Annotated in this window: 13 protein-coding genes; 9 read left to right on the top strand and 4 right to left on the bottom strand. The window is 70.7% G+C overall.

Features of this window, described 5'->3' with window-relative positions:
• Entirely contained in the window at window positions 1–513 is a 513-nt protein-coding gene (locus H8B22_RS07910; protein WP_187710911.1) for a Csu type fimbrial protein, read from the bottom strand.
• A gap of 283 nt (window positions 514–796) precedes the next feature.
• Between H8B22_RS07910 and H8B22_RS07905 the strand changes: the two genes are divergently transcribed.
• Together H8B22_RS07905 and plsB are read left to right on the top strand one after the other, a co-directional pair.
• Window positions 797–1,678, top strand: a complete 882-nt coding sequence (locus H8B22_RS07905; RefSeq protein WP_187710910.1) for a hypothetical protein — start codon at window positions 797–799, stop codon at window positions 1,676–1,678.
• Window positions 1,679–1,781: 103 nt separating this feature from the next.
• The gene (gene plsB / locus H8B22_RS07900; protein WP_187710909.1) at window positions 1,782–4,562 is read left to right on the top strand and encodes a glycerol-3-phosphate 1-O-acyltransferase PlsB; all 2,781 of its coding nucleotides are present in this window, start codon (window positions 1,782–1,784) and stop codon (window positions 4,560–4,562) included.
• Between the two features lie 75 nt (window positions 4,563–4,637).
• Here plsB and H8B22_RS07895 read toward each other — a convergent pair whose 3' ends face one another.
• Window positions 4,638–4,847, bottom strand: a complete 210-nt coding sequence (locus H8B22_RS07895) for a YdcH family protein (protein WP_187710908.1) — start codon at window positions 4,845–4,847, stop codon at window positions 4,638–4,640.
• Window positions 4,848–5,066: 219 nt separating this feature from the next.
• Here H8B22_RS07895 and ttcA point away from each other — a divergent pair, with 219 nt between their 5' ends.
• The 3 genes from ttcA to H8B22_RS07880 all read left to right on the top strand — a co-directional run bounded on the left by ttcA (window position 5,067) and on the right by H8B22_RS07880 (window position 7,967).
• A complete protein-coding gene (gene ttcA, locus H8B22_RS07890; RefSeq protein WP_187710907.1) occupies window positions 5,067–5,963 on the top strand; it encodes a tRNA 2-thiocytidine(32) synthetase TtcA in 897 nt (298 codons plus the stop codon).
• Between the two features lie 146 nt (window positions 5,964–6,109).
• On the top strand, window positions 6,110–7,015 hold the full coding sequence (locus tag H8B22_RS07885; protein ID WP_187710906.1) for a recombination-associated protein RdgC: 906 nt from the start codon (window positions 6,110–6,112) through the stop codon (window positions 7,013–7,015).
• A 169-nt stretch (window positions 7,016–7,184) separates the two neighbouring features.
• Window positions 7,185–7,967 carry a M48 family metallopeptidase gene (locus H8B22_RS07880; RefSeq protein ID WP_187710905.1) on the top strand — a complete coding sequence of 261 codons (783 nt, stop codon included), beginning with the start codon at window positions 7,185–7,187 and terminating at the stop codon, window positions 7,965–7,967.
• Here H8B22_RS07880 and H8B22_RS07875 read toward each other — a convergent pair.
• Window positions 7,964–8,848: an alpha/beta fold hydrolase gene (locus tag H8B22_RS07875; RefSeq protein ID WP_187713577.1), complete on the bottom strand. Its 885-nt coding sequence runs from the start codon at window positions 8,846–8,848 to the stop codon at window positions 7,964–7,966. The two genes, H8B22_RS07880 and H8B22_RS07875, sit on opposite strands and share 4 nt — an antisense overlap.
• A gap of 5 nt (window positions 8,849–8,853) precedes the next feature.
• Window positions 8,854–9,972: a ferrochelatase gene (gene hemH, locus H8B22_RS07870; protein WP_187710904.1), complete on the bottom strand. Its 1,119-nt coding sequence runs from the start codon at window positions 9,970–9,972 to the stop codon at window positions 8,854–8,856.
• A 146-nt stretch (window positions 9,973–10,118) separates the two neighbouring features.
• Here hemH and H8B22_RS07865 point away from each other — a divergent pair, with 146 nt between their 5' ends.
• The 4 genes from H8B22_RS07865 to tatC all read left to right on the top strand — a co-directional run bounded on the left by H8B22_RS07865 (window position 10,119) and on the right by tatC (window position 12,552).
• Window positions 10,119–11,012 (top strand): lipid-binding SYLF domain-containing protein, encoded by an 894-nt coding sequence (locus H8B22_RS07865; RefSeq protein WP_187710903.1) that lies wholly within the window; start codon window positions 10,119–10,121, stop codon window positions 11,010–11,012.
• Window positions 11,013–11,102: 90 nt separating this feature from the next.
• Complete coding sequence (gene tatA, locus H8B22_RS07860; protein ID WP_187710902.1) at window positions 11,103–11,336, top strand: Sec-independent protein translocase subunit TatA; 234 nt, start codon at window positions 11,103–11,105, stop codon at window positions 11,334–11,336.
• 33 nt (window positions 11,337–11,369) lie between these two features.
• Window positions 11,370–11,828, top strand: a complete 459-nt coding sequence (gene tatB, locus H8B22_RS15000) for a Sec-independent protein translocase protein TatB (protein WP_187710901.1) — start codon at window positions 11,370–11,372, stop codon at window positions 11,826–11,828.
• A complete protein-coding gene (tatC, locus tag H8B22_RS07850; RefSeq protein WP_187710900.1) occupies window positions 11,815–12,552 on the top strand; it encodes a twin-arginine translocase subunit TatC in 738 nt (245 codons plus the stop codon). Before tatB ends, tatC begins: the two co-directional genes overlap by 14 nt.
• Window positions 12,553–12,604: the final 52 nt, after the last annotated feature.

The raw sequence follows: 12,604 nt of genomic DNA, 5'->3' as shown, positions 1-12,604 counted from the left end.
TCAGAACTCGATCGTGGCGGTGATCGTGTCGTGGTAGACACCAGCGCCGACGGACTGCACCGGGGCACCCGGGACGCGGCCGTAGACGGTCAGGGTCTGGTCGGCGTTGTTGCCGGTGCCGTCGACGTCGGTCGCGGTGCCGCCGGCGGCGGTCACGCCCCAGCGCGCGGTGCGGCCGCTGTCGGAGTACAGCTCGTAATTGACGAAACCGGACGTGGTCAGGCTCGCCATGCGGCGCTGGCCGGTCAGGGCATTGACGCCATCGTTGAGGCCGACGTGGTAGTTCGCGCCGTTGTTGCAGTTGACGGTCAGCGAGGTCGTGGCGTCACGGTTGGCGGTGATGTTGCCGGTGACCGTGCCGAAGTTCATGTCGGCGGCCGTACCGCCGGCGGTGACGGTGCAGGAGTTCTGCACGGTGAGCTCGACGCCGAAGGAGCTCGAGGTGTTGGCGGCGTCAGCAGCGAACGGAGCGGCAGCGAGGACGGCGAGAAGCGAAATCTTCAAAGCGTTCATTCAGGTGTCTCAAGGTGGGGCCGTCCTTTGCGCGAATGTGATCCGGGTCGCAGAAGCAAGCACGAAGCGTGCCAACTTTGGCCACAGGTTCGGCGAGGCTTTGCCGTTTCGGGCCTTTCCGCCACCCGCCGCGCAGCGTCCGTCCGGCGGGCCCGCGTCATTAGCTGACCTTCCTTGTCGCATCGCCGCTGGCCCCGGAAGGGGGTTTCGCGACGGGCTTGGCTTGTGCCGCCCCGTCGGGGCACGCCACCATCCGCCCAGCGCTCGACGCTTGCGAACCCCCATGCCCCGGATCCGAAGCGTCACCGCCGCCCTGTTGCTGTCGTGCCTGGCCGCCTGCCAACCCGCGCCTGCGCCGGTGGAGCAGCCGTCCTCGCCCGTCGCTGCCGTGCAGCAGCTGGTCGACGACCTGCGCCGCGACGACCTGGTCGGCTACAGCCACCACGCCGTCCCGCCCGCCCTGCACGCCCGGCTGGAAGCCGCCTGGAGCGAAGGCCGCACGCTGTGGCCGCTGACCGAACTGCCGCTGGACCAGAAGTTCCAGGGCTTCCTGACCACCCTCGCCGAGCCGCGCTCGGAGCAGGCGCTGCTGACCGCCTACCGGCGCCAGTTCGCCGGTGCGCAGGCCGAAATCCGCACCGCCGCGACCACGCTGGGGCTGTTCACCAGCCAGTACGTGGCGAACGAGGCGGCCTACAGCGACGAGGAACGCGACCACTACCGCCAGCTGATTGCCGCGCTCGCCCGCTGGGGCCAGCGCGCGCCGCTGGCCGATGCGGACCACGCGCGCCAGGTCGTGCCGCAGATCACCCTGGCCGCCCGCAGCACCGGCCTGGGCGGCCCCGACGGCCTGCGCCGGGCCGGGATGACCCGCAGCCTGCAGCGGCTGGGCCCCTTCTTCGTGCGCCTGGAACGGGCCCTGGTCTCCTACGGGCTCGACTTCGACGCCGCCCTGGCGGGCATGCGCATCACTCTGGCGCAGCAGACCGGCGAACAGGCCCGGGTCCGGCTGCAGTACACCCTGGCCGGGCAGCCGATCGATGCCTACGTCCTGCTCGAGCGCGATGAGGGCCAGTGGTACCTGAGCGACCTGTTGCGCCGCGCGCGGACCGAGGCGGAGGCGGGCGGCGCGGAGGCCCGACAGCAGGCCGCGCGGGCGCCCTAGGCGCCACGTTCGAGGACGATCGCCTCCCTTTCCCCTCCGCGGTCACCCTGCCGCGCCGGCCGCATCCGGGATTTACGCCGGGCCGGCCGGCATAATCCCGCCAATGCCGAACCAGACCTCCCTGTTCCCGGACGACGAACCGACGCGCCCGCAGGCCCCGACGCCCGCCACCGAGGCCGCGCCGGCGCCGTCCGCCGCCCCCACTGAAATGACCGCGGACGCCATGCCCGCAGCGGCGGCGGACCCCAGCGCCGCCCAACCCGAGCTGCCCATGCCGGCGCCCGCCACGTCCGCGCGCGCGACCTCCGAACGCGCCGCCACCGACGCCCGCTCGCGCCCCGCCCCACGCCGCCCGCTGTGGGCGAAGCTGCTGGGCTGGGTGATGGAGCCCTGGGTCGCGCTGAAGATCGAGCCGCAGACCCCGGCCGAGCATGTCGCCCAGCTCGACGGCCGTCCGGTCTGCTACGTGCTCGAGGACTACGGCCTGTCCAACGCCCTGATCCTGGAGCGCGCCTGCCGCGAGGCGGGCCTGCCCACCCCACTGCAGCCGCTGCCGGGCGATCCGCTCGGCCGCAAGCGCGCCTACCTCGCGTTGTCGCGCCGCAACGTCAGCACCCTGGCGCCGCTCGCCGACACCATCACCGACACGATCACCGGGACCAAGACCAACGCGCCGCCCTCGGCGAAGACCCATTCGGGTTCGCTCGCGCGCCTGCTCGAAGCGCACCGCGCGCAGCCGGAACTCGACGTCCAGCTGGTCCCGGTCTCGATCTTCGTCGGCCGCGCGCCGGACAAGAGCAGCGGCTGGTTCTCGGTGCTGTTCTCGGAAAACTGGACCCTGGTCGGCCGCTTCCGCCGCCTGCTGGCGATCGCGCTGAACGGCCGCGACACGCTGGTGCAGTTCGCCCCGCCGGTGTCGCTGCGCGACATCCTCGAGGAAGGCCTGCCGCCCGAGCGCACCGTGCGCAAGCTCTCGCGCGTGCTGCGCACCCACTTCCACCGCCTGCGCGCGGCGGTGATCGGCCCCGACCTGTCCACGCGCCGCCTGCTGATCGACCAGGTGCTGGCCGCCGACACGGTCAAGGAAGCCATCGCCGACCAGGCCGCGCGCGACAAGACCTCGCTGACCGAGGCGTGGAAGAAGGCGCACGGCTACGCCTACGAAATCGCCGCGGACTATTCGCACCCGGTGGTGCGTTCGGCCAGCTTCCTGCTGACCACGGTATGGAACCGCATCTACCGCGGCGTGCTGGTGCACCACCTCGACAAGCTCAAGCAGGCCGCGCCGGGCCACGAAGTGGTCTACGTGCCATCGCACCGTAGCCACATGGACTACCTGCTGTTGAGCTACCTGCTCTACACCAAGGGCGTGGTGCCGCCGCACATCGTCGCCGGCATCAACCTCAACCTGCCGGTGATCGGCACGATCCTGCGCAAGGGCGGCGCGTTCTTCATCCGCCGCAGCATCCGCGGCAGCGTGCTGTATTCGGCGGTGCTGAGCGAGTACGTGGCGCAACTGGTCGCCGGCGGCTACTCGATCGAGTACTTCACCGAAGGCGGACGCTCGCGCACCGGCCGCCTGCTGCAGCCGAAGGGCGGCATGATCTCGATGACCGTGCGCGGCTTCCTGCGCCAGCCCACGCGCCCGGTGCTGTTCCAGCCGGTTTACATCGGCTACGAGAAGCTGATGGAGGGCAACAGCTACCTCGACGAGCTGACCGGCAAGCCGAAGGAAAAGGAATCGATCTGGCAGCTGCTCACCGGCATACCCAAGGTGCTGCGCAGCAACTACGGCCAGGTGGTGGTGAACTTCGGCGAGCCGATCCTGCTCGGCGACGTGCTCGCCGAGCACGCGCCCGAATGGGACGGCAAGCCGGTGCCGGAAGACGAGAAGCCCAAGTGGCTCGCCGACACCGTCGCCACCCTCGCCGATCGCATCAACGTCAATATCAACCGCGCCGCGGACGTGAACCCGATCAACCTGCTGGCGCTGGCGCTGCTGTCCACGCCCAAGCACGCGATGGGCGAAGCCGACCTGCGCACCCAGATCGCGCTGTCGCAGAAGCTGCTCGCCGACCTGCCGTACTCCGACCGCGTCACCGTCACCCCGCACACGCCCGAACAGATCATCGCCCACGGCGAGGAGATCAACGTGCTCGAGCGGGTGCAGCATCCGCTCGGCGACGTGCTCGGCGTCGACGACGAGAAGGCGGTGCTACTGAGCTACTTCCGCAACAACGTGCTGCACCTGTTCACCGCGGCCGCGTGGATCGCCTGCTGCTTCCAGCACAACCGGCGCATGAGCCTGACGCGCGTGCAGGAACTGGGCCGGAACGTGTATCCGTTCCTGCAGGCCGAGCTGTTCCTGCCGTGGAGCGAAGAGGAATTCGGCGAGCGCCTGACCCGCACCGTCGACCTGTTCGTCAGCGAGGGCCTGCTCGAACGCGTCAGCGACGACGACGGCGGCATCCTTGCCCGCAACGCCGGCCAGACCGACGAGGTGTTCCGCCTGCGCGCGATCGGCCATTCGCTGCAGCAGGCCTTCGAGCGCTACTACATCGCCATTTCCGTGCTGGCCAAGAACGGTGCGGGCACGCTGTCCTCGGGCGAACTGGAAAGCCTGTGCCACCTCGCTGCGCAGCGCCTGTCGCTGCTGTACGCACCGGCGGCGCCGGAGTTCTTCGACAAGTCGCTGTTCCGCGGCTTCATCCTCAAGCTGCGCGAGCTCAAGCTGGTGTGGCCGGACGAGAACGGCAAGCTCGCCTTCGACCAGCGCCTGACCACGTGGGCGAAGGACGCCAAGGTGGTGCTCGGCCGCGAACTGCGGCACACGATCGAGAAGATCAGCCCGGAGAGCGCGAAGCCGGAGGCGCCGGCCGGCTGACGGCTCGCCGCAACGGTATCGGAAAAAGAAAAAGGCGGACCGCAGTCCGCCTTTTTCGTGGCTGCCAGCCGCGCGTCACGCCGGCTGGTCGGGAATCAGCGCGCTCTCCAACCGCGCGATGCAGTCCTTCAGCCACAGCTTGCGCTTCTTCAGGCGCTTGACCGTCAGCTCGTCCGCGGCCGCATCCACCATCAGCCGCTCGATCGCCAGGTCCAGGTCGCGATGCTCGAGCTTCAGCTCGGCCAGCTTCTGGGCGATGGCGGCGGGATCGTCGGTTTCGATCATGCGCACAGCTTACGCCGGGGCCGGAGCGGACGCATGACAGTTCCCGCAAGGCCGACGCGTGCGATTGCCGCGTCGGCCTTGGCGGGATCCCGCGATCCGGCCCGCGGGCAAGCGCCAAGCACCCGTATCCGCGGCCGCGGCAGCGCACCGCCCCGGCAACCGCGAGCCGTCCACACGGCGACGGTAGAATGGCACTCCGCTGTATCGACCTGTCCTGCCGTGAACATTGCCCTGCCCCTGGCCGAACCGCTGCCCCGCGCGCACAAGCGCGCGCACGAGTCCAACAAGCTCGCCAAGCGCCTGCGCCACCAGGTCGGTCGCGCGATCGCCGACTTCGGCATGATCGAGGACGGCGACAAGGTGATGGTGTGCCTGTCGGGCGGCAAGGACAGCTACACCATGCTCGACATCCTCCTGCAGCTGCAGCAGAAGGCGCCGGTGAAGTTCGAGCTGGTCGCGGTGAACCTGGACCAGAAGCAGCCCGACTTCCCCGCGCACGTCCTGCCCGCGTACCTCGAATCGCTCGGCGTGCCGTACAGGATCCTCGAGCAGGACACCTACTCGGTGGTCAAGCGCGTGGTGCCCGAAGGCAAGACCATGTGCTCGCTGTGCTCGCGCCTGCGTCGCGGCGCGCTGTATGCGCACGCGGAAGAACAGGGCTTCACCAAGATCGCGCTGGGCCACCACCGCGACGATCTCGTCGCCACCTTCTTCCTGAACCTGTTCTTCCACGCCAAGCTCAGCGGCATGCCGCCGAAGCTGCTTTCGGACGACGGCAAGCACGTGGTGATCCGCCCGCTCGCCTACGTGCGCGAGGACGACATCGCCGCCTATGCCGAAGCGAAACAGTTCCCGATCATCCCCTGCAACCTGTGCGGCTCGCAGGAGAACCTGCAGCGCAAGCAGGTCAAGCGGATGATGGAGGCGTGGGAGAAGGAATCGCCCGGGCGCATCGAGACCATCGCCCGCGCGCTGGGCGACATCCGCCCGTCGCAGCTGAGCGATCCGAAGCTGTACGACTTCCTCGCGCTCGGCCGCCACGGCGACGCCCCGCTGCCGGATGCGCATGCGTGGCTGGCGGGCGAACCGCACGCGGTGGGCGACGACGACGCCTGAGTCGTCGATAATCACGACAATCACCGGCCCCGCTTCCGACGCGAAGCCGGCCGCACAACAAGAACCCGGTCCATACCGGGCGACGGCACGGAAGCCAGAACGCGGAGCGCGACGCGCTCCGGATGCCAACTCCATACGGTCATTGAATGTTCTTTCGCAACCTGACGCTGTTCCGCTTCCCCCCCACCACCAAGCTCGATGACCTCGACAGCGGCCTGGACGAGTGCCAGCTCAAGCCGGTCGGCCCGCTGGAACTGTCCAGCCGCGGCTTCATCTCGCCGTTCGGCCGCGACAGCGACGTGCTCGCCGCGCGCCAGCGCGACGCGATCTGGCTGACGATGGGCGGCGAAAACCGCCTGCTGCCCGGCAGCGTGGTCAACGACATGCTGGCGAAGAAGCTCGAGGAGATCGAGCAGAAGGAAGGCCGCAAGCCCGGCGGACGCACGCGCAAGCGGATCAAGGACGAACTGATCACCGACCTGCTGCCGCGCGCGTTCGTGAAGCCCAGCCGCACCGACGCCATCCTCGACCTCGAGCACGGCATCGTCGTGGTCGACACCTCCAGCCGCAAGAACGGCGAGAGCGTGGTCAGCGAGGTCCGCCGCGCGCTGGGTTCGTTCCCGGCGCTGCCGCTGAACGCGGAAGTCGCGCCGCGCAGCGTGCTCACCGGCTGGGTCGCCGGCGAACCGCTGCCGGACGGCCTGTCGCTGGGCGACGAATGCGAGTTGCGCGACCCGATCGACCAGGGCGCCGTGGTCAAGGTGCAGCGCATGGAGCTGCAGAGCGACGAGATCGCCAAGCACCTGGAGTCCGGCAAGCAGGTCACGCGCCTGGCGCTGACGCTCGACGACCACGTCTCGTTCGTGCTCGGCGAGGACCTGGTGGTGCGCAAGTTCAAGCTGCTCGACGGCGCCGTCGACCAGCTCGAGTCCACCGAGCGCGAGGACCTGCGCGCGGAACTCGACGCGCGCTTCGTGCTGATGGCGGGCGAAGTGAAGCGCCTGTTCGCGGTGCTGGAGAAGGCGCTCAAGCTGTCCAAGGCCGAGGCCTGATTTCCCGCCGTGCCACGCGGGTCGCACTGCGACCCGCGTCATCCGTCCTTCGTTCCGCCCTGCGGCGGGCCCCTCACCCGACGGCCTCGATGACATCGAACACAGCTGAATGCGCGGCGGTGCCGCGCCGGCATCGCGATATGCTTTCCGGCATGACGAGCGTGCGCGCATGAACCCACTCCGCCTGCTGGCGGGCAAGCCGCGCGAGAGCACGCGCACGGCCGCGCGCGAGACCCTCAACATCACCCTCGACAACGGCGAAACCGTCGACGTGCTGCGCGTGCGCGATCCGCGCGCGCGCCGGATCAAGCTCAGCGTCAGCGAACGCGGCGCGCGCCTGACCCTGCCGCTGCGCGCCAGCGAAGTCGCCGGCGAGCGCTTCGTGCTCGAGCACGGCGAGTGGCTGGTGGCGCAGCTGGCACGCAACGGCGATGCCGCGCTTGCGCTCGCCCCGCACGTGACCAGCGCGATCCCGCTGCGCGGCGGCGAACTGCCGATCGCGTGGCACGAGGGCCGCGCCCTGCGCCTGGTCCGCGGCGGCGACGGCCTGCAGGTCACCGTCCCCCCCGGCGTGCGCAGCACCTCGCTGCGGCGCGCGCTGCGCGACTTCTACGAAGCCGAGGCGCGCACCGACCTCGGGCGCTGGCTGCCGCCGCTGCTGCCGACGCTGCCGCGCGCGCCGTCGCGCATCGTGCTGAAGGTGATGAGTTCGCAATGGGGCTCGCTCGCGCCCAACGGTGTGGTCGCACTCGACCTCGCGCTGGTGCTGGCCCGTCCGAGCGCGTTCGAGTACGTATTCGTGCACGAGTTGTGCCACCTGATCCGCGCGGATCACTCGCGCGCGTTCTGGCGCGAAGTCGAGGCGCGGTTCCCGCACTGGCGCGACGAGCGCGAGTATTTCCACGCGCACGGCCGCCAGCTCAAGGCTTCGCTGCGCGCGTTGCTGGGCTAGCCCGTAGCGGCGTCGGCGTTACGCGGCACGGCGAAGAAATCGCCGATCGCCGCCGCGACGTCCGCCGGCTGCTGCATGTGCAGGTGGTGCCCGCCCGGGATCACCACCAGTTCGCCACGCGGCAACAGGGCGACGCGACGGCGGCGCAGGTCATCGGGCAGGTAAGGCTGCGCCGGTTCGGCGAAGATCGCCCGCGTCGGGCATTCGATGCCGGCCACGAGATTCTCCACCTGCGCCTCGGTCATCCGCACCAGCGTCGGCAGGGTCAGGCGCGGATCGCTGCTCCAGGCGTAGCCGCCTTCGACCGCGCGCAAGCCGCGCTCGACCAGCAACCGCACCAGCGCCTCGTCCAGGCCACTGCCCGGCACGCGGCTGGCATGCAGGCGCGCCTGCACCGCGCTGTCGATGCCGGGGAACACGCGCAGGCGCTTGTCGCGGAGCGCGCGCTGCGCGGCGATCGCCTCGCGCATGCGCGCCACCGTGCGTTCGGGCACCTCGGCCAGCGCGCCCAGGGCTTCGATCGCCACCAGCCGCTCCACCCGTTGCGGGCAGGCCGCGGCGACCATGCTGGCGATGCCGGCGCCCATCGAATGCCCGAGCAGGGCGAACCGCTCCCAGCCCAGCGCGTCGGCCGCATCCAGCACCGAGGCGATGGCGCCGATGAAGGAATAGTCCGCGCCCGGCGGCAGCTGCGCGCTGCGGCCGTGGCCGGGCAGGTCGATCGCGACGAGATCGAGGTCGCCCAGGTACGGCGCCAGCGGCACGAAGCTCGCGGCGTTGTCGAGCCAGCCGTGCAACGCGAGCACGCGCGGCGCGCCGTCGCGGCCCGTGCGCAGGCCGGCGAGCGCGCCGAAGGCGGTGTCCATCGCGATCTCGCGCATCGTGCTCACGCGGCCGGGGCCGGCGTCGCCACGGGGGCGGCCGATGCCGCGGCGGCGACCGCATCGCGCACGACGGCCGCCAGCGCGCGCGCATGCGCGGCGCTGTCGTTGAGGCAGCCGATGTAGCGCAACTCGCCGCCGCGCGCGCGGAAGTCGTCCTTCAGCATCTGCGCGACTTCTTCCAGCGTCTCCAGGCAATCCACCGCGAAGCCGGGCGCGACCACGTCGACACTGCGGATGCCGCGACCGGCCAGCGCGACCAGCGTGTCGGCGGTCGCCGGCTCCAGCCATTTCTCGCGGCCGAAACGCGACTGGTAGGTGAGCGTCCACGATTCGTCGCGCAGGCCGAGCGCCGCGGCGATCGCGCGCGCGCCGGCTTCGCAGTGGGCGGGGTACGGATCGCCGTTGTCGGCCAGGCGCTGCGGCAGGCCGTGGAAGGAGAACAGCAGGTGCGCCGCATTGCCGTGTTCGGCCCGGTGCGCGCGGATCGATTCTGCGACGGCGGCGACCCAGCCGGCATCGAGGTGGTAATCGGCGATGAAATGCGCGACGGGCGCGCTGCCGTCTGCAGCGGCCGTCGGCTTGCCGGCCTCGACGAAGCCCACGTCGCGGATCGCGTAGCCCTCGGCTTCCACCACGTCGCGCACCGAGGCCGTCGTCGTGGTCGAGTACTGCGGGTACAGCGGCAGCACCAGCACGCGGCGGATGCCGTCGGCGCGCAATTGCCGCAGCACCTGCGCGAACGCGGGCGCGCCGTAACGCATCGCGTGCACCACCCGCCATTGCGGGCACTCGCGCTGCACCGCCTGCGCCAGCCGCCGCGTGTACGCCGCCAGCGGCGAACCGTCGGCCATCCAGATGCTGGCGTACTTGTGCGCGACGCGGTGCGCGCGCAGCGGCAGGATCGCCAGGTTCAGCACCGGCCACCACAGCCAGCGCGGCAGGTCGACCACGCGGCGGTCGGAGAGGAATTCGCGCAGGTAGCGGCGCACCGCGTCCGGCGTGGGCGCATCGGGCGTGCCGAGGTTCACCAGCACCACGGCGGTGTCGGCCTCGGCGGTGCGTGCATCAGCGGTGCCGGGGTTGCCGGTCGGAGCGCCTGCCGTGGAGGTGGGCGTGATCATCCGCATAGGATGACAGTCGCGCCGCCCCGGCGTCATCCGCGCGCGTCCGCGCCGCGATCGTTGCGTGCGCGCAGCTCCGGCTTCGTATCGCCCGCGTTCATTGCGCCATCAGTACCCTCCGGGCATCCCCCGCCGCCGGAGTCGTCATGTCGCGTGCCCTCCTCTCCAAGCTGTCGTTCGTCCCGCTCTCGCTCGCCCTCGCACTGGCCTTCACCGGCAACGCCACGGCCGGGCCCGAGGAGAACGACCGCGCGCGCAACGCGGTGCGCGTGCTCAACGAGGTGCAGCGCATCCCCGAATCGGCGATCCCGGACAAGCTGTTCGACGAGGCCCGGGCGATAGTCGTCGTGCCCGACACGCTCAAGGTCGGCCTGGTCCTCGGTGGCCGCCGCGGCCACGGAGTGGTGTCGGTGAAGAATCCCGACGGCAGCTGGTCCAACCCCAGCTTCGTGAAGCTCACCGGCGGCAGCATCGGCTTCCAGGCCGGCGTGCAGTCCTCGGACATCGTGCTGGTGTTCCGCGGCGAGCGCGGGCTGGATTCGATCGTCAACGGCAAGATCACCCTCGGCGCCGACGCCGGCGTCGCTGCGGGCCCGGTCGGCCGCAACGCGGCGACCGCCACCGACGGCCAGCTGAAGGCGGAGATCTGGTCGTGGTCGCGCGCGCGCGGCCTGTTCGCCGGCATCGCGCTCGACGGCGCGGTGCTGTCGATCGACGACGCCGCCAACCAGCTGGTCTACGGCGAGGGCACGACCCCGCGCATGATCTTCGAGGGCCGCACGCGCCAGCCGGCCGACGAGCAGGTGGTGGATTTCCGCGACACCCTGGAGGAGGCCAGCGCGCTGGCACGCGAGCGTCGCGGCGCGCGCGCGGCCACGCCGCCAGTCGCACCGGCCGCGGCGACGACTGCCCCGGCACAGCCGCCGATGCCGGCCACCGGCACGGAAGCCACGCCGGCGCCGTTCCAGGACGTGCCCGCCGACAGCGTGCGCACCGAGCCGTTGCCGGCCGAACCCGTCCCGCCCACCCCGCGGCGCTGAGCCCCGGCGCCGGCCACGCCGGCGTGACCGCTTACCGCTGCTCTCACGGCCACTGCGGTATCCTGCGCTCCTCCTAAACAGGGCAATTCCATGGGCGGTTTGAGCATTTGGCACTGGCTGATCGTGCTGGTGATCGTGGTGCTGGTGTTCGGCACCAAGCGCCTGGGCAGCGTCGGCAAGGACCTCGGTGAAGCGGTGAAGGGCTTCAAGAAGGGCATGCAGGACGACGATGACGACAAGAAGCCGTCGCCGCAGCTGCGCGACGGATCGCGCGACGAAAGCAGCACCACGTCGCAGCGCGACGACGAGCGCACCCCGCGCTGACCTTCCGACCCGCCGGTTGCGGCGGGCACCCGCATGTTCGACATCGGATTCGGCGAGATTTTCCTGATCGCGGTCGTGGCCCTGCTCGTGCTGGGCCCCGAACGCCTGCCCAAGGCCGCGCGCTTCGCCGGCCTGTGGGTGCGGCGCGCGCGCGCGCAGTGGTATTCGGTCAAGGCCGAACTGGAAAACGAACTCGCCGACGACGAACTCAAGCGCAGCCTGCGGCAGGCACGCAGCGACCTGCAGGACGCGCGCGATGCGCTGGCGCAGGGCGGCACGGCGCTGCAGCAGCAGTTCGAGGAAACCCGCGCCGGCCTGCGCGACGCCGTGCAGTCGAATCGCGTAGCGGATGACGACGGCGATGCGCACGCGCCGCCGGCGGACCCGGTCGCCGATGCCGAACAGGCCGCGCTGCCGTTCGACGACCACGACGGCACGCCCGACTCCCGCCCCACCGGCGCCGACGCACGCCACTCCGATGCCCGACGCTGACACCGGCCAGGGCGAAGCCCGCCTCATCGACCACCTGATCGAACTGCGCGCGCGCCTGCTGCGCGCGGTCACCGGGCTGATCATCGTCTTCGTCGCCCTGCTGCCGTTCGCCAACAAGCTGTACGCGTGGCTGGCGCAGCCGTTGCTGGCGAAGCTGCCGGCCGGCGGCCAGCTGATCGCCACCGGCGTGGCCTCGCCGTTCTTCGCGCCGGTGAAGCTGGCGTTCTTCACCGCGCTGTTCGTGTCGGTACCGTGGCTGCTGTACCAGGCCTGGGCCTTCGTCGCGCCGGGGCTGTACCAGCGCGAGAAGCGGCTGGCCCTGCCGCTGCTGGCCTCGGCGGTGTCGCTGTTCTACGCCGGCTGCGCCTTTGCCTATTTCCTGGTGCTGCCGGCGGTGTTCGGCTTCCTCACCAAGGTCACGCCGGAAGGCGTGGCGATGATGACCGACATCCAGGCGTACCTGGATTTCGTGCTGGTGATCTTCCTCGCCTTCGGCGCCAGCTTCGAACTGCCGGTGGCGCTGGTGATCCTGGTCCTGCTCGGCTGGGTGACGCCGCAGCAGCTGCGCGAGTCGCGCGGCTACGCCATCGTCGGCGTCTTCGTCGTCGCCGCGGTGATCACGCCGCCGGACGTGGTGTCGCAGCTGATGCTGGCGATCCCGATGTGCGTGCTGTACGAGATCGGCATCCTCGCCGCGCGCTGGATGACGCCCGCCCGCAAGTAACTCCCGCGTCCGGACAATGATGCCGCGCGGGCGGCCTGGGGCAATCAAATCG

This window comes from Lysobacter terrestris (genome assembly GCF_014489475.1).
GTDB classification, from domain to species: Bacteria; Pseudomonadota; Gammaproteobacteria; order Xanthomonadales; family Xanthomonadaceae; genus Agrilutibacter; species Agrilutibacter terrestris.
Note: the sequence above shows the minus strand (reverse complement) of the source record. Positions and strands in the feature narration are given on the sequence as shown.